14 protein-coding genes are annotated in these 15,985 nt (G+C 55.9%); 2 read left to right on the forward strand and 12 right to left on the reverse strand.

Annotated elements, in window-relative coordinates:
* The first annotated feature begins 201 nt into the window (after window positions 1-201).
* Complete coding sequence (gene pta, locus I1M21_RS03620) at window positions 202-1,182, forward strand: phosphate acetyltransferase (protein ID WP_195192467.1); 981 nt, start codon at window positions 202-204, stop codon at window positions 1,180-1,182.
* Between the two features lie 98 nt (window positions 1,183-1,280).
* Here pta and I1M21_RS03625 read toward each other — a convergent pair whose 3' ends face one another.
* The 8 genes from I1M21_RS03625 to I1M21_RS03660 all read right to left on the reverse strand — a co-directional run bounded on the left by I1M21_RS03625 (window position 1,281) and on the right by I1M21_RS03660 (window position 10,706).
* Window positions 1,281-2,459, reverse strand: coding sequence for an acetate/propionate family kinase (locus tag I1M21_RS03625; RefSeq protein WP_117820680.1), 1,179 nt, complete (start codon window positions 2,457-2,459; stop codon window positions 1,281-1,283).
* A 163-nt stretch (window positions 2,460-2,622) separates the two neighbouring features.
* Complete coding sequence (locus I1M21_RS03630; RefSeq protein ID WP_195192468.1) at window positions 2,623-3,801, reverse strand: acetate/propionate family kinase; 1,179 nt, start codon at window positions 3,799-3,801, stop codon at window positions 2,623-2,625.
* A 120-nt stretch (window positions 3,802-3,921) separates the two neighbouring features.
* Window positions 3,922-5,082 (reverse strand): MFS transporter, encoded by a 1,161-nt coding sequence (locus tag I1M21_RS03635; protein WP_195192469.1) that lies wholly within the window; start codon window positions 5,080-5,082, stop codon window positions 3,922-3,924.
* Between the two features lie 119 nt (window positions 5,083-5,201).
* Entirely contained in the window at window positions 5,202-6,092 is an 891-nt protein-coding gene (locus tag I1M21_RS03640; RefSeq protein WP_195192470.1) for a LysR family transcriptional regulator, read from the reverse strand.
* A gap of 41 nt (window positions 6,093-6,133) precedes the next feature.
* On the reverse strand, window positions 6,134-6,469 hold the full coding sequence (locus tag I1M21_RS03645; RefSeq protein ID WP_035137921.1) for a histidine triad nucleotide-binding protein: 336 nt from the start codon (window positions 6,467-6,469) through the stop codon (window positions 6,134-6,136).
* 154 nt (window positions 6,470-6,623) lie between these two features.
* Window positions 6,624-7,844 (reverse strand): MFS transporter, encoded by a 1,221-nt coding sequence (locus I1M21_RS03650; protein ID WP_195192471.1) that lies wholly within the window; start codon window positions 7,842-7,844, stop codon window positions 6,624-6,626.
* Between the two features lie 76 nt (window positions 7,845-7,920).
* On the reverse strand, window positions 7,921-9,138 hold the full coding sequence (locus I1M21_RS03655) for an MFS transporter (RefSeq protein WP_195192472.1): 1,218 nt from the start codon (window positions 9,136-9,138) through the stop codon (window positions 7,921-7,923).
* A 77-nt stretch (window positions 9,139-9,215) separates the two neighbouring features.
* Window positions 9,216-10,706 (reverse strand): carboxylesterase/lipase family protein, encoded by a 1,491-nt coding sequence (locus I1M21_RS03660; RefSeq protein WP_195192473.1) that lies wholly within the window; start codon window positions 10,704-10,706, stop codon window positions 9,216-9,218.
* A 245-nt stretch (window positions 10,707-10,951) separates the two neighbouring features.
* Between I1M21_RS03660 and I1M21_RS03665 the strand changes: the two genes are divergently transcribed.
* Window positions 10,952-11,782: a MerR family transcriptional regulator gene (locus I1M21_RS03665; RefSeq protein ID WP_195192474.1), complete on the forward strand. Its 831-nt coding sequence runs from the start codon at window positions 10,952-10,954 to the stop codon at window positions 11,780-11,782.
* Window positions 11,783-11,977: 195 nt separating this feature from the next.
* On the opposite strand, the gene xseB is transcribed toward I1M21_RS03665, so the two are convergent.
* The 4 genes from xseB to rnd all read right to left on the reverse strand — a co-directional run bounded on the left by xseB (window position 11,978) and on the right by rnd (window position 15,930).
* Entirely contained in the window at window positions 11,978-12,244 is a 267-nt protein-coding gene (xseB, locus tag I1M21_RS03670) for an exodeoxyribonuclease VII small subunit (protein WP_195192475.1), read from the reverse strand.
* A gap of 42 nt (window positions 12,245-12,286) precedes the next feature.
* On the reverse strand, window positions 12,287-13,738 hold the full coding sequence (gene xseA / locus I1M21_RS03675) for an exodeoxyribonuclease VII large subunit (protein ID WP_324248726.1): 1,452 nt from the start codon (window positions 13,736-13,738) through the stop codon (window positions 12,287-12,289).
* Between the two features lie 115 nt (window positions 13,739-13,853).
* Window positions 13,854-14,558, reverse strand: coding sequence for a zinc metallopeptidase (locus I1M21_RS03680; RefSeq protein WP_195192476.1), 705 nt, complete (start codon window positions 14,556-14,558; stop codon window positions 13,854-13,856).
* 238 nt (window positions 14,559-14,796) lie between these two features.
* Entirely contained in the window at window positions 14,797-15,930 is a 1,134-nt protein-coding gene (gene rnd / locus I1M21_RS03685) for a ribonuclease D (RefSeq protein ID WP_195192477.1), read from the reverse strand.
* Window positions 15,931-15,985 lie beyond the last annotated feature (55 nt).

A 15,985-nucleotide genomic window follows, 5' to 3' on the forward strand; every position in this document is an offset into this window, starting at 1 on the left:
TTAGCTGGGCTTTTCTCGAACATTCTTCGAGACATATTTATCAGAGCGATTATAGCGCTAATGCGTCCTATAATGAGCTTGCCACACAAGGAAAGCTCAAGCACCGCGGCGTACATAATTGAAAGGTAAACCCGCTAGCAGCGGGTTTATTCGTGAACAGCCGGGCGCCTGGAGCTTAGCGAAACGCTTGTAAGGAGTAACATGAGCGATTTCCTTAACCGTATGAAGTCTGCCGCCAAGGCCGACCTTAAGACGATCGTCCTGCCCGAGGGCGAGGATCCGCGCACCATCGTCGCGGCCACCAAGATCATCGAGGAGGGCCTGGCAAAGATCGTCATCCTGGGCAACCCCGACGAGATCAACGTCCCCGGCGCCACCGTCATCGACCCGCGCAATGCCGGGAAGCACGAGGAGTACGCGCAGAAGTTTGCCGAGCTCCGCGCCAAGAAGGGCGTTACCATCGAGCAGGCTCGCGCCCAGGTGATGGACGCCACCTACTTTGGCACCATGATGGTCAAGATGGGCGACGCCGACGGCCTGGTCTCCGGCGCCTGCCACTCCACCGCCGACACCCTGCGCCCTGCGCTTCAGATCCTCAAGACCGCCCCGGGCACCAAGCTGGTCTCGGCCTTCTTCGTGATGTGCACCGACACCCCGCAGTTCGGCACCGACGGCACGCTGATCTTCGCCGACTGCGGCCTCAACATCAACCCGTCCTCCGACGAGCTCTCCGAGATCGCCATCGCCTCCGCTCACTCCTGGTCCACCTTCATGGGCAACGTTGAGCCGCACGTGGCCATGCTCTCCTACTCCACCATGGGCTCCGCCGGCGGCGAGGTCGCCAAGAAGGTCCAGGAGGCCGTGAAGTTCTGCAAGGAGAAGGCTCCCGAGCTCGCCATCGATGGTGACCTGCAGCTCGACGCTGCCATTGTCCCCACCGTCGCCCAGCTCAAGGCTCCCGGCTCCTCCGTTGCCGGCAAGGCCAACGTGCTCGTGTTCCCCGACCTCGAGGCCGGCAACATCGGCTACAAGCTGGTCCAGCGCTTCGCCGGTGCTGACGCCTACGGCCCCATCCTGCAGGGCATCGCCAAGCCGGTCAACGACCTGTCGCGCGGCTGCTCTGCCGACGACATCGTGGGTGTCGTAGCCATCACCGCCGTCCAGGCTCAGATGGCTGAGTAGCAGACATATCCCCTCGGGACAGGTATTTCCGCTTGCTAGCAAAAAGGCCTCCGGAGCTGTTGCTCTGGAGGCCTTTCGTTTACTTGCAAATACGCGCGTTAGTTGTTCTTGGTCAGGCGCTCGACGTCGTGGGCGATCATGTATTCCTCGTCGGTGGGGATGACCATGACCGTGACGGCGGAACCGGCGGCACTGATGACCTGCGGGCCGTTGCCCACGGCCTCGCGGTTCTTGTTATTGTCGATGCGTACGCCCAGCCACTCAAAGCAGTCGCAGAAGGCCTTGCGGATCGACCAGTCGTTCTCGCCGATACCGGCGGTAAAGGTGATGGTGTCCACGCCCGCCATAGAAGCGATCATGGAGCCAGCCTGCTGCATGGCTTTGTAGGCGAACATATCGAAGGCGAGCAGGCAGCGCTCGTCGCCCTCGGAGGCGCGTGTACGGATGTCGCGGGCGTCGTTGGAGATGCCCGAGATGGCAAGCAGACCAGACTGCTTGTTCATCATGTCATCGACTTCCTGATAGCTGTAGCCGCCCTCGCGCTGGAGGTAGCACACGGTGGCCGGGTCAATGGAACCACAGCGGGTACCCATCATCAGACCGTCAAGCGGCGTGAGGCCCATCGTGGTGTCGCGGCACACGCCGTCCTCGATAGCGGCGAGCGAAGCACCGTTACCCAAATGGCACGAAAGCAGACGGTGGCAGCGCGAACCCAGGATCTCCTTGGCCATCATCCACTCATAGCGGTGGCTCGTGCCGTGGGCGCCGTACTTGCGCACGTGGTACTTGTCGCACACGTCCTTGGGCAGCGCGTAGGTATAGGCGACCTCGGGCATGGTCATGTGGAACGAGGTGTCGAAGACCGCCACGTTGGGCAGCTCCGGATACTTCTCACGGCAATACTCAATCGCCGCGGCCTCGCCGTAGTTGTGCAGCGGGGCGAGCGGGGCCACCTCGAGAATCTTGGCCATAACCTCGTCGTCGACAACTGCGGAATCATCGAAGTGCCAGCCGCCCTGAACGATACGATGACCAATGCCATCAATCGTAAAGTCGGTCTTCTCGAGCTCCTCGAGCACACGAGCGATAGCAGAGCGATGATCGGGGAAAGGGACCTCCTCGGTCTGCTTGGCGCCACCGTTCTCGGAGTGGCCAAAGATGCCCATGTCCGAACCGATACGTTCGCAGTTGCCCTTGGCGAAAACCTCGCGGGTATCGGTATCCAAAAGCTGATATTTAAGGCTTGAGCTGCCGGCGTTGACAACAAGTACGTTCATGAGACTCCTTTGCAGTGCAATACGGTCGACGCAGACCCCTTAAGGCGGCCGCATTTTAATAAGAAGTTATCATATCTTGATAAATAGCTATCAGCATATCGCCCAACGAGCGCAAAAGAGGGGCCGAACGGCGCTCGGTCGTCCAGCCCCTCCCCTCTTGCAATTACTTGCCGTTGACGATGCGCTCGACGTCGGAAGCGATCATGAACTCCTCGTCCGTGGGGATGACGAAGATCTTGACCTTGGAATCCTTGGCGGACAGGCACCAAGCGCCGTCGCCGCGCAGGGCGTTGCGGGCATGGTCCATCTTGACGCCCATAAAGGCCAGACGGTCGGCCACGCCAGCGCGGACAGCCGGAGCGTGCTCGCCGATGCCGGCGGTAAAGACCAGGGTGTCCATGCCGCACATGGAAGTAGCCATCTCGGCAGCCTTGGCGGCAATCTTGTAGGCAAACATGTCGAAAGCGAGCTGAGCCTCGGGGTCACCAGCGGCGGCGAGCTCCTCGACGTTGCGGCAGTCATTGGTCTTGCCACCGGTCACAGCCAAAAGGCCGGACTTCTTGTTCATCATCTCATCGACCTCGTCGAAGGTGTAGCCGCCCTCGCGCTGCAGGTAACACACGGTAGCCGGGTCGATGGAGCCGCAGCGGGTGCCCATCATGACGCCGTCGAGCGGGGTGAGGCCCATGGTGGTGTCCATGCACTTGCCGTCCTCGATAGCGCACAGGGAAGCGCCGGAACCGATGTGGCACACGACGACCTTGCGGGCCTCGCCGTTGGTCATCTCGGCGACCTTCTTGGAGATGTAACGGTAGCTGGTGCCGTGGGCGCCGTACTTACGGATGTGCAGCTTGTCGCAGACGTCCTTGGGCAGGGCGTAAGTCTTGGCGACCTCGGGCATGTTGAAGTGGAAAGCGGTGTCGTAGACCGTGACGTTGGGCAGGTCGGGATACTGCTCGAGGCAGTACTCGATAACGTTGGCCTCGGGGTTGTTGTGCAGCGGCGCCAGCGGGGCGACCTCGCGGATCTTGGCGAGAACGTCCTCGTCGACGAGGGAGGAGTCGCCAAAGTACCAACCGCCCTGAACGATGCGATGGCCGATGCCCTCGATCTTGACGCCGTTGGCCTCGAGGTCCTTCAGAACGACCTCGATGGCGACCTTGTGGTCGGGGAACTCGATGTTCTCGGTCACCTTCTTGGAGCCGTTGGCAGCATGGGTGAAGGTACCGCCGGTAAAGCAGACGCGCTCGCAGGAGCCCTTTGCGGACACCTTGTGGGACTTGGTATCGATGACCTGATACTTAAGGGTCGAAGATCCTGCGTTGACGACCAGAACGTTCATGTGTCTCCCTACTAACAGGCGGTGTGGCGCCGCCAGGTTACATACGCTTCAATAATAAACCCAAACGCCCTCGCGCTCGGGTTTATTGCGTTGATATATAAGTTATCGGTGCCTAAATACTCATGGCCTTTGGCTTGTAAGACGAAAGAGCGCGGGGATATACACCAGAGAAGAAATCCCGAGCGCAACAAGCAATATGACTCGAATGTCCGCGATGCTGCTCAACGCAGCATTGAACAGATAGAAAAGGATGGCACCCACCGCCACCATCTGGCTTTGAACCGAAATCAGCGAACAGCGCATCGAAGAATCGGCGGCATTTTGAAAAATTGAGTATTTAATTGGAGCAAATAACGAGTAGGCAACCGTCTGCAACACATAGAACACGGGCAGCAAATAGACCGGAGTAAAGGGAATCAAAAATAGAGCAGTCAGGGAAAGGCGCACGATGCCGCAAATACGCGCAAAACGGCCCTTGTCGACATGAGCAATCACACTGGGCACAATAAGCCCCATGGAGGCCGAGGCAAGGAGCTGGACCGCAATGGTCACACCCGAAGCGACGGCATTCATTCCGCGACCAGCAAGCAGCAATGAGAAAAAGTCTTCCAGGGCGACAAAAGCAAATGCCTGAGAACAGTCCATGATGAACGCTGAACGAAGAATGCCATTACGAGCAATAGCGGCACCGATCATCTTCGGGCTAATTCCACGCTCAAGTGCCCCCGCAGTGCCCCCTCTTCGCATCTCAGGAATGCAGACAGCGACAACCAACGTCAACACCATTGCGATGATATCTGCCGAGAGACCAATGAGATATGCACCGACAGACGAAATGAAACCGCCCACGCAAGCGGAGATGGCATAAGAGGCATAGAAAACAAATCGCTCAACGACATTAAGTCTTACGAGCTGGTCCTGAGAGACGCTGTCAATGTAAATCGCTTCTATGGATCCGCTCAGACATGCAACGGCAAAACCTTTGAGAGCGAACGCACCGATTAAAAGCAGAGGGGAACGGACGAGAAGCAGGGCGGCGTAGTATCCAAGCATCCCCACGACGCCAACGAGACCGCTTGCCTTTCGTCCAAACCTATCAGCAATATAGCCAGTGGGAACTTCGAGGATGAACTTGCTCACTTGATATGCAATCATCATGCTAGAAATCGCCACTATCGAGAATCCGACGAATTCAAGGTAAACCGTCAGAAAATACAAAATAGTGCTGAAGTTCGACAGAAAAACGAACGTCATATAAAGCAAAACCGTACGGTTTTTCATGCTCCGCCCTCCAAGAGTCAGCAATCTAAATCGAAATCTTGGAAAAGCATGAGGGCAAAGCTGTCAGCTATGTGTTGCAGGGCGTCAACATTCACTTGACGACACGAGGCCAAATGGCCTCACGAAGCGAGATGACGCAATAGGTGAAGAAATACCGTCTGGTGTCGATCGGTCCAGGCATTTTGTCGATAGCAAAAGTAGATGGGCAAGGCTACGTCATGTGAGGCTTCAATGGAGCACTCGCTCACTTCCGATCCATCCGATGTGAGAGAAGAGCCAGAAAAACTCAATATCAATCCCCCGGCTTGAAGAAACTCAGCCTGCGCCCTGTTTCCGTATTCGACATCGCGAAAGCGGAAATTAACCAGCTGAGCTTCGGGACATTGATTGATTGCATTGAGACAGGGTGACAAATTAATGGGAACAGCGAGCCTGCCGCCCAGTAACTCACGAATGGTCATAGCGTCAACAGATTGATGACCAGCTGGACATGAAAGAACCCTGAGCTCCTTTTCACCCATATATTTTGAAGAAAGGACGCTGTCCCGTGGTTCCTCAAACGAGATGGCCGCATCCGAAATGCCAAGCACAAGTGATTCAAAGCATGTAGCCGTTGGCTGATGCCACACATCAAGGTGAATCTGAGGGTGCGAGCTTTCAAACGAGTCATACCAGTTTTCGGCAAAAAGGCGCCCCCGCCCGTGAAGGCAGGGGGCGTAAAGACGAAAGTGGCCGTCAGGCGAGACGCCGTCGTCCCTCGATTGAGCGTACTTTTTGAGATCGTCGACTTGTGCCAGGATCACGCGTACACGACGCGCAAATTCTCTGCCCGCCGGAGACAAAACAGCCTCCCCCGCCGATCGGTCGAGCAAAACAATCTGATACTCAGATTCCAACTTTTTTATTGCCGACGAAACAGCCTGCGGACTCACATGAACGGCGCGAGCCGCCTTGCGCACGCCGCCATAATTCGCTACCGCTTGAAGATATTCGAGTTGAGACAACTGCACAGGTTTCTCCAAAGGCAATCAAGACGACGGGCCATACGATCTCAGATAAGGTTCTCGCCCAAGTTCTTGCCGCCGAGGACGTGCATGTGGAAGTGCATGACGGTCTGGCCGGCGTTAACGCCCTTGTTGGAGATGACGCGGAAACCGTCCTCCAGGCCCTTGGCCTTAGCAACCTCCTGGATGGCATGGGCCATGGCGCCCATGGTCTCGGCAGGCACGTTATCAGCGATGTCGCTGTAGTGCTTCTTGGGGATCACGAGCGTATGAACCGGTGCCTGGGGATTGAGGTCATCGAACGCGATGACCTGGTCGTCCTCGTAGACAACAGTCGAGGGGATCTCGTGGTTGGCGATTTTACAGAAGATGCAATCACACATGGCTGGTTCCTTTCTAACGACAACGCAACAGAAGGTGGCGTTGTTCAGTGAAACACCAAGACAGTTTAGCCCACTTCAAAGATCCGAATTGAGCGAAATCCATTCCTCGGCAATCGCAATGGCCAGAGGGCTTTATCCATCCATATGCTCGCGCCTATTTAAAGTGTTTGACCTCGGGAACGATCAACACCGGAAGGACGGATAGACCGTAAAGCAGAGAAATAAGCATCATTTGTTTGTCGTAATCTGAACCGGAAATAGCCGCAATCCCAATAGGAAGCATATAAGAGCCCAAAAGGCTAACTTCGGCCATAATGCCGCCAGCGCTGCCAGCATAACGAGTGCCGATTTCAACAAATGAAACTGGCAGAGCTTGAACAACTGGACCCATCATGCTCGTAACGATGCCGCACACTGCAAGCAATACCCCCATGGACTTCAAGCCCGAGGCAAACCACGCAACTGCAAATGAAATAGAGCCAAGAAGCCCGACAATCACAAGATACGGTCGCGCAAGGCGGCATTTACCGTAAAGCATCGGAGCAATCAAGCAGCCGATAATCCCAGCAGCGGTTGTCAGCGCCGCCATTTCGCCGGCCGTCGAAGCATCGGTGCCTCGCACAAGCTCAAGAGCCTGAGGTAGCACACCGGAAAAGGCGGTCGTGGCGGCAAGTGAGAAAGCGGCGCAAATCGCGCAAAGCCAAACGTTACGCGAACGAAAAGCAGTCAGAAGGGCTTGGTCGTGCTCAACGCCATCAGGAATAAGTGAGTCATGCTGTACGTTCTTACCAAATAAACCCCAGAAGATAGTCAGAACGACCAACAACGCTTCTGCAACTGTATAGCCCATTAGCACGGAAGACATAAACGCCGATGACGCTTGCGCCGCCGCAATGCCAAAGCAAGTCGCCGCATAGTAAATGCCCATCGCAACATCCGTCTTATCTGCAAACCAAAGTCCAAGCGTCTTTGCATTATTGGCAGTCAATGCCGCCATCCCCACGCCGATGCAAAACATCGAGACAAGTTGAGCAGGATAGTTCGATAGGGTGAAAATTCTGATAGCGCCGCCGACTAAAGAAACACAGAACCCGCCAAGTATCACTACTTTGGGCCCAAGCCTATCTCCAAGTAATCCGAACGGGAGACTAAAGAAAACCGCCGCAAGCATTGGCGCCAGAAAGAGAGATGAGAATCCGACAGGGTCGATATTCATCTGAGGCATGATGACCGTAGCATAGGCAGCGACCTGATACTGCATGAAGTTGCCCAAAAAACAGAGACCACACGTCAACAGCAATATTAACCAGCGGTAACCACTCGAAGCCCGCTTTTGCTCAACTTTGTGCGCAACTTCGCACGCTTCACCATCCATTGCACCAACCTCACATTAAAAATGGTCGCGACCCCCATATCAACTGGAGGTCGCGACCAGGCAAAACACCGATTAATTATAATTCAGAAGTCTCAGGCATCTCGGCTTTTGCCGCCGCACCAGTCTCGGGCAACATCGCAATAGGCAAAACGCTCGCAAGGAAAAGAATCGATTCGATCGTAAAGTTCAACGTCCAATTGTCACCAGAAATAGACGAAACAATAACGGGAACAAAATAGGAGCAGAGAAGGCCGGCAGTACCGATTATTCCACCAGCGCTACCGGCATATTTCGCGCCAATCTCAGGAAGATCAGGAGTCATTGCCTGAATAATGGGGCCAGAAAGAGCGGTCATAAAACCATTGAGGACGAGAGCAACCCACATGACAGTGCCAAGCGGCAAAAACCAGTTTGCAACCATTACAACGGCGGCAATCACCGTGGTTACAATGAGAAACGGTTTATTCTTACCGAGCTTGAGGACGGCAGCCGGTCCCGCAAAACAAGCAAAGAAGCTACCAACTGTAATAATTGCTGCCATAGATCCAGCGGTGGCAGTATCAACGCCGCGAACGAGCTCAAGCGCAGACGGCAGAATTGCGCAATATGCCGTGGTTGAAGCGAGGGTAAGACCATAAGCCAAGGCAATGCACCAAACGCCGCGCGACTTAGCGGCAATCTTAATGTACTTCATAACCGGCTCGGGCTCGGGCATGGGCTCGCCCTCCGGGACGTTCCTCATAAAGAAGATCCACAGCGCAGCAGTTACAGCTTCGGCAATAGCAGCGACCAGATAAGACACGTCAAGCGTAGGAAAATAAGTGCTGAATGCCTGGGCTATCACGATGGACACACATGAAGCAGCATAGAAAACTCCCACGGCAAGGGAGGTCTGCTGTTTAAACCAGGAACCCAGCACCTTTGCCAGATTGGCATTGAGCGCCGCAATGCCAAAGCCGATCATAAACATCGAAACGATCTGCACGGTAAAGTCATTAATCATGAAATAACGCAGAAAGCCGCCTACAGCAGAAAGCACCATGCCAATTGACACGACAAGCTTAACGCCGTAGCGATCAGCAAGAGATCCTGCAGGAATCGACAAAAACACAGCGGTGAGCATCGGCATCAACATGAGATTGGTAAGCCCACCGGCATCGATGCCGAGAGTCGTCATCACGACGACACCCCATGCTGAAACCTGATATTGCATGAAGTTTGCCATGAAGCAAATGAGGCAAACTACGAATAAGATCATCCACCGATAACCCGATAGCTTTTCTTCTTGAGCCATTTCTTTCTCCTTACGCAGGGATAGTTCAAGCTGAATTCAATGGGGCTAATTAGCCCACTCCATTGCGGCTTCTTTCACTAATCGTTGAGTAGCACCTCGTACATAGGACGGAACACCGAATCTTCTTTGGCATGCAGCGAATGCACCGGCTTCCACTCGTTTTCGTCAATTACCATATGAATGTGGTTCTCAGCGGTATAGGGGTCCCATGGTGCCTTGCCCTCAACAAACGGTTTGCCCGTCTTCGCAAAGCTGAACCACGCATCGTTCATTTCATCCGCGAGATGCACTGGAGGATTGTCACCCGTAAACATCAGACCACTCGCGGTATCAAGATTCTTGAAAACGAACGGCACCTCGATTGCGTGGCAAGAACCCATTCCCTCGACACGAGATTTATAACGGAACAAATAGTTGTACACGGGCTTAAACGCCGACTGCTCTTCAGCCATAAGGTCGGTGCCGACAAAGAAACCGGTTGTGTTCATAAAATTGGTGTAATTCTCGGCAAAATCGCGCTCAGGCCATGCCTTTCGATATGCTTGCTCCCAGTAATCGATATCAATCTGATCATCAAAATGAATCGGGAATTGGCCGTGCCAGAATCCGGGAAGGTCATCGAAATAGAAATGGAAATAAGTAAACTCGTCCTCGGTACATCCAATCATGATATCGATATCCTTGGCTGCGCCCTCCGCCCAGGCCTTCATCGGCTTCTTGGGAAGAAAAGACCCGTCGCAAACCGGCGAGAAAATTAGCGACACTTCGTAGGTATGACGATCGCACCACACCTGCATGCCCTCAATGAGCTCGTCTGCCGACTTCGCTAAGAGCTCTTGGGCGGTTTTGCATCCCATGATTTCGGCGAACTCCCGAGCAAAGTACTCGCCGCGCTCGCGGGTCTTATAAAGCTGGATAGGGCCGGACTCCAAAATCGCACGTTGGAAATACTTATTTGCCTCTGGCAATATGGAAAGAAGAGCCTGGCTGGAAGAGCCTGCCGACTCACCGAAAAGCGTGACACAATTGGGGTCACCGCCGAAGGCCGAAATATTCTCATGCACCCACTCGAGCGCACGGATTTGATCAAGAATGGCAAGATAGCCGGCGTCTTTGTAGTCCTCTCCGCCCGGCAGACAATCGAGCAGCAGCGACCCAAACAAGTTCAGACGGTAGTTAATCGAAACAATAACGACATCCTTCGCTGCCGCAAAATTGGAGCCGTTATATAGCGGGTCGGCAGATCCACCTGAGAAGTAGGCACCACCATGGATATATACCATGACAGGAAGGTTCTTGCGTGCGTGTCCCCTGACCCACACGTTAAGGCTCAGGCAATCCTCCCCTTGCTCATGAAGCGAAGCGAGTTCAACTTCATCGATAAATTGCCTGGCAGAATGCCCGAATTCCACGCATTCAATTTCCTCATCGGAATCATCAAGGCGCTCAGGGGCACGCCAACGAAGATCACCTACCGGCTGCTTTGCATAGGGAATGCCCAAAAAAGCTTCAACCCCGTTTTCGAGCGTCTTGCCCGAAACTATACCCGTCCTAGTCTTGACCTTCATTGCTTGTCCTTCCTCACAATTAAGATGCTAGATCGATATGATTTAAGCTAGCTGGCTTGAAACCATCTTAGAATTTGGAGAAAGTCAAAGGTCAACGACGTGTTTCGATGGAATACCAGCTGGATACCAAGCGCTTAAGACCGTTCACCTCGTCAAAACGACCGCTTGCCCGACAATGACGGAGTAACAAACATTAGAATAGCTCCAAGGTTTTGAGTGGCCCTAGGGCAGTCGGAAGGTGTGACATGGAACGCGAGTTTTCCCTTAATATCAAGCAGACGGCCGGCCTCTACGGCGTAAGCGCAGACACTCTTCGCTATTACGAGGCAATTGGTTTAGTTGCCCCAAAGCACGGGGCGAATGCCTACCGTGAATACAGGAAGGACGATTTCGGCAGACTCAACATCATCATGTCAATGCTCAATATGAACTACACGCTTAGCGAAATCAGTTCTTTCCTAGATAACCATTCACTCGAAACGAGCTTTGAACTGTTCAGCAACGAACTTGATAGCATCGACGCAGCCATAGCAAAACTATCGCAACGGCGCCGAAAGATCGAGCATTGCATGCAGAACATATCCATGTCGTTAAGAGCACGCGAGGAAAAACAGTCGAGGGTGGTTCATAAGGGACCCCGAGGATATGTCATCGTAAGCGAGGATGAGCTAAGCGGCGACATAATTCCCTACGCCACCATTAAGCGCATGAAAGAACTCGGGATGGAAATCGATTCGATACACACGGTTCCATGCTTCATCCTTGACCCATCGCGCAGAAGCGCCGACGGTTGCCTGGTAGCAGAGAAGACGCTGCTTTCACTCGAATCAATCGACGATAAAGGGTGCGAGATTTTCCCAGAAGGCGACTATCTTTGCAGGACAACCACCGGACCTGCAGAAATAACGCCGACAATATGGAGGGAAATGAATGAATTCATGGACCAGAATCATCTCATTGCCGCAGGGCCTCTTCTAGAATTCTGGTATGTAAGCGAATACATATCTGACAATCAAGATGAATATTTACACACGCTAGAAATAATGGTTGAACCCGGTGAAATCGACCAGCGATAGCGCCTCAACTCACCTAACACGCCAAAAGGCAAGCAACATTCACCTCCAATGGCCAAGCCACCAGGGTAGTCTTTTTGCGACGGGGCTTTTTTGACTACTTTTTCGCAAACGCAAGTGCTCGGCGAGGCAGCCGACAAGAGGTAGTCAAAAAAGCCCCGTCCCAAAAAGACTACCCCAAAGTGGACTGCGAGATGGTTAGAACGAGAGGTTGTCGTCGGTGTTGGCGGCTTCGCCGTCGGCGAGCACGTCGTTGCCGTCGACGTCCTTAAGGAGCACCGAGACCTTCTGCTCGGCATCAGTCAGGCGGGTACGCAGGCTCTTAAGAAGCTCGACGCCGCGGGTGTAGCTCTCGAGCGACTCCTCGAGCTCCATGTCGCCCGACTCCAAGCTGCGGATGATGAGCTCCAGCTCCTGCGAGGCCTGCTTGTACGTAAGCTGCTCGACCGGGGTCTTCTCTGCCATATCTGTTTCCTTTCCTAAAGGTCTGTCACTGTGAAACGCGGCCTACTCAACCGCATCGACGGTTGCCGCCACGTTGCCGTCCGCCATGCGCACGCGGATAGCGTCACCAGGCTTAAACGTCTTAGCACTCGTAGCCACGCCGTCATCGCTGTACGCGATGGAGTAACCACGGGCGAGCACCTTGAGCGGCGACAGGGCGTCGAGCGAGGCCGCTGCACGGCCTAAGTCAGACGCAGGCTTGCTCAACATCGTGCGCCCTTGATGCTCCAGACGGGAGCTCGCGAGCGTGAGCGCATGGTGCTTGCCATCGAGCCCCGAGGTGCTTGCGACCAAGTGCTCGGGCAGGCGCTCATAGTTCGAACGGAACACCCCGACCGAGCGCGCAATGGCGCCCGACAGGCGGTCAGCGGTCAGGGCAAGCTCCGACTCGCGACGCTCAACCATAAACGTTGGATCGATCAGGCACGGGCGGCACGCGGCCGCATCGAGCGCATCGCCCAAGCGCGCCGTATAGGTATCCCAGGCACGTCGACCACGCTGATCGAGCATCTCCAGATCGACCTGATCCGACCCGATCATCGAAGCCATCGCAGCACCTAGGCGCTGATGGCGCGTCTCGAGCACATCCTCCAGCTCTGTCATAGCCGGTGCCACGGATTCTGCCGCCGCCGTTGGCGTTGAGGCGCGACGGTCGCTCACCATATCGCAGATCGAGGTATCGGGCTCGTGGCCGATACCGGTCACCACAGGCACGGGACAGGCCGCCACCGCGCGAGCAAGCTCTTCGTCGTTAAAGGTCATAAGATCCTCGAAGGAACCGCCGCCACGCACGAGCAAAATGCAATCGGGCGCCGGCGTAATGGTGGCGGCGCGGCGCAAGCCTTCAATAAGCTCTGCTGGCGCACCCTCGCCCTGGACCTTGGCACCCACGCAAACGAGCTCGACAAGTGGGTTTCGACGGCGCAGCGTACGCTTGACGTCGTCGATCACGGCACCCGAAAGCGAGGTGACGACCGCCACGCGCGAGCAAAACACCGGAATGCGACGTTTGCGGGACTCGTCCATCAGCCCCTCGCGGCGCAGCTTTTCGGCTAACTGTGCCACCTGTTGACGCAGCAGGCCCTCCCCCGCCAGCGAGAACGAACGGGCGACAAAGCTCATACGGCCCGTGGGCTTATAGAGATTGAAGCTGCCCTTAAAGCTCACCTGCATACCATCGCGCAAATCGAAGGTGCGCTTAAGATAGGCACCCTTCCAGATGATGCAGTCGACGGCGGCCGAGTCGTCTTTAATCTGGAAGTAACAGTGGCCGCTTCGGGCATTGGGGCCACGAAAGCCGGTGACCTCGCCCAGGACGTTCAGCTGCGGAATCGCATCGAGCGCGCCGGCGGCGATCTCCACCGCCTGGCTCACGCTGAGCTCCTTGCGCTCCTGCTCGTCCGAGCCGTCGAACTCGGCAGAAACACTATTGCCGGTTAGATTCCAGCCTGCCACGCAGCCTCCTTTCGTCATTGTGCACACGGGCTCCAGCCCTGTGCAAATTCAAGTCCCACACATAGTACAGCGCCGCGGGGACACAAATCCCCGCGGCGCCTGCCAGTCCAATTTGTTATCGGTTGGAGTTTCTGTTGTAGCGAGCCATAAGGTAGAGCAGCTGGATAATCGAGGTGAGTGCCGCTGCCACGTAAGTAAGCGCGGCTGCCGTCAGGACCTTCTTGGCACCATTGACCTGCTTGGAGCTCATGCCCGACTGCTCGATGTACGCCACGGCGCGGCGGCTGGCATCGATCTCGACCGGCAGCGTAACCAGCTGGAACAGCACGCTAAACGAGAAGAAGACCAACGCGAGAGTCGTGAGCCCCGCGATGTTCATGAACAGGCCCATGAGTAGCACGATCGTCCAGGTGTTCTGGGTAAAGTTGACGACCGGCACGAGGGCGCTGCGCACCTTCATCATGGCGTAGCCGCTTTGACGCTGGGCGGCATGACCCGCCTCGTGGCAGGCGACGGCAACGCTTGCGACCGACCCGCCCGAGCGATTGGCGTCCGAGAGATACAGGTTGTTGTCCTGCGGGTTGTAATGGTCGGTGAGCTCGCCGGCGACGCCCTTAATGCCCACGGCGTTGCAACCGTTGGCATCGAGCATACGGCGAGCAACCGCAGCACCCGTGTCGCCGTCCGAGCGAACCTTGGACCACGTCTTGTACGTCGAGTTGATATAGCTCTGTGCAGCAAGACCGAGCACCGTGCAGACAAGAACAACCAGTAGGTACAGCGGGTCGATACCAAAGCCGTATCCATAGTAATAAGGCATACGAATTCCTCCGAATCGAGTTACACGTTGGAGGCATTCTACCCACTCGCTCAACTAACGAGACAACATCGATGTGTTGGCATTGTCAGCGAAAACGGCTGAGAGCGAGCAAGGTGACGTGAAAGAGAAGCGACGCGTACTTCGGTACGCGAGCGACGATTGAACGTCAGATTGCCGCTCTCGGCCGTTTGCAGCGTCGGGCTGTTACGCGGTTTGGTAAAACCGCGTAACTATATACCTACAGCAGCTCAATCTTTCCATCTTTCACGGTGAGCCCCATGTTGCCCGAAAGCAGATCGTCCAGGCGTGAGCCCACAAGCTCAAAGCGCCAGCCTTCGCGCAGGGGGCTCTGCTCGGGATGCTCAATGTAGTCGGCCAGGTCGTCGCGCGAGGCAATGACCGAGGTCGCCACGCCCGAGCGCTCGGCAACCAGTCGAATAAGCGCATACATCAGATCCGTCACGCTCTCCAGCTCCGGCGAGATCTGGCGGTGTCCGCGCACCATGAGCGGCAGGCGATCGTGCGGGCAACTCGCGCCGCGCTTGATGGCCATGAGTGCGCCGTCCACATCGCGCTCCCCCAGCTGGTCGGTACCGCGGATACTGCGGAACTCCTCGACGCGCACGGGATTGCGCTTGACGAGCGCCAGCAGCGTATCGTCGGACATGACCCACTTGCGCGGGATGTTGCGGCGCTCGGCACGGTCCTCGCGCCAAGCGGCAAGCTCGCGCGCGATGCCCAGCTGATGGCGGCTGCAGGAGTTGATGCGCTTGACCTTGCGGAACGCCTCGTGACGATCAGCGCGATAGTGCGACTCGTCGGCCAGTGGGCGTAGCTCGTCGAGCACCCAGTCCACGCGGCCCAGCTCGCGCAGGCGGCTCATCATCTCGGTATAGGCGACGATCAGGTACTTGACGTCATCGATCGCGTACTCGATTTGCTTGTCGGTCAGCGGACGGCGCGACCAGTCGGTCAGTGACTCGGTCTTGGGCAGAGAGACGCCACAAAACGTCTGCACGAGCGCGCCGTACGAAATCTGCTGGCGTTCGCCCAAAAAGGCGGCAGCCACCTGCGTGTCAAAAATAGGACGCGGCAGCACGCCCACGGTATGGAGCATGACCTCCATATCCTGCGAGCAAGCGTGGAACACCTTGGTCACGCTCTCGTCGGCCATAAGCTCGGCGAGCGGTGACAGGTCGCCAATCACCAGGGGGTCGACCGCGACGCTCTCGGCAGGGGTGGCAATCTGGACCAGGCACAGACGCGGATGGAACGTGCGCTCGCGCAAAAACTCGGTATCGACGGCAATCGCGTCGAACTCACGGGCGCGCTGGCAAAAGTCGAGTAGAGCCTGATGTGTGGAAATGTACATATCAACCCATCGAATAAGGTTAGGCCCGAAAAACACGGGTAGGATATCGGCATTG

The sequence above is a fragment of the Collinsella aerofaciens genome (genome assembly GCF_015546965.1).
Classification (GTDB): Bacteria; Actinomycetota; Coriobacteriia; order Coriobacteriales; family Coriobacteriaceae; genus Collinsella; species Collinsella aerofaciens_X.

Excerpts from the sequence above, each read along its gene's own strand:
- pta (WP_195192467.1), top strand. The coding sequence starts at position 202 with ATGAGCGATTTCCTTAACCGTATGAAGTCTGCCGCCAAGGCCGACCTT.
- I1M21_RS03625 (WP_117820680.1), bottom strand. The coding sequence starts at position 2,459 with ATGAACGTACTTGTTGTCAACGCCGGCAGCTCAAGCCTTAAATATCAG.
- I1M21_RS03630 (WP_195192468.1), bottom strand. The coding sequence starts at position 3,801 with ATGAACGTTCTGGTCGTCAACGCAGGATCTTCGACCCTTAAGTATCAG.
- I1M21_RS03635 (WP_195192469.1), bottom strand. The coding sequence starts at position 5,082 with ATGAAAAACCGTACGGTTTTGCTTTATATGACGTTCGTTTTTCTGTCG.
- I1M21_RS03645 (WP_035137921.1), bottom strand. The coding sequence starts at position 6,469 with ATGTGTGATTGCATCTTCTGTAAAATCGCCAACCACGAGATCCCCTCG.
- I1M21_RS03650 (WP_195192471.1), bottom strand. The coding sequence starts at position 7,844 with ATGGATGGTGAAGCGTGCGAAGTTGCGCACAAAGTTGAGCAAAAGCGG.
- I1M21_RS03655 (WP_195192472.1), bottom strand. The coding sequence starts at position 9,138 with ATGGCTCAAGAAGAAAAGCTATCGGGTTATCGGTGGATGATCTTATTC.
- I1M21_RS03660 (WP_195192473.1), bottom strand. The coding sequence starts at position 10,706 with ATGAAGGTCAAGACTAGGACGGGTATAGTTTCGGGCAAGACGCTCGAA.
- I1M21_RS03665 (WP_195192474.1), top strand. The coding sequence starts at position 10,952 with ATGGAACGCGAGTTTTCCCTTAATATCAAGCAGACGGCCGGCCTCTAC.
- xseB (WP_195192475.1), bottom strand. The coding sequence starts at position 12,244 with ATGGCAGAGAAGACCCCGGTCGAGCAGCTTACGTACAAGCAGGCCTCG.
- I1M21_RS03680 (WP_195192476.1), bottom strand. The coding sequence starts at position 14,558 with ATGCCTTATTACTATGGATACGGCTTTGGTATCGACCCGCTGTACCTA.
- rnd (WP_195192477.1), bottom strand. The coding sequence starts at position 15,930 with ATGTACATTTCCACACATCAGGCTCTACTCGACTTTTGCCAGCGCGCC.